The organism is Synechococcus sp. CCAP 1479/10, assembly GCF_019038515.1.
In the GTDB taxonomy this organism is placed as follows: Bacteria; Cyanobacteriota; Cyanobacteriia; order PCC-6307; family Cyanobiaceae; genus Cyanobium.
Map to the genome: position 1 here is coordinate 1 of NZ_JAFKRJ010000083.1, position 254 is coordinate 254.

General features: G+C 59.1%; 1 pseudogene. It reads right to left on the reverse strand.

Annotation, left to right across the window (positions count from 1 at the left end):
- Positions 1-254 (reverse strand): annotated as a pseudogene (locus KUG39_RS17070) (photosystem II D2 protein (photosystem q(a) protein)); the annotation flags it as partial.

Sequence of the window (254 nt, forward strand, 5' to 3'; positions counted from 1 at the left end):
ACCTCTTCAGGGAAGATGAAGTTTTCGTGCGGTTGGTCGGCAGGCGCCATCCAGGCACGCAGACCTTCGTTGAGCAGGATGTTCTTGGTGTAGAACGTCTCGAATTCAGGATCCTCCGCCGCGCGGATCTCCTGGCTCACGAAGTCGTAGGCCCGCAGGTTGAGGGCCAGGCCGATGATGCCGATGCTGCTGGTCCACAGACCCATCACCGGCACGAACAGCATGAAGAAGTGCAGCCAGCGCTTGTTGGAGAA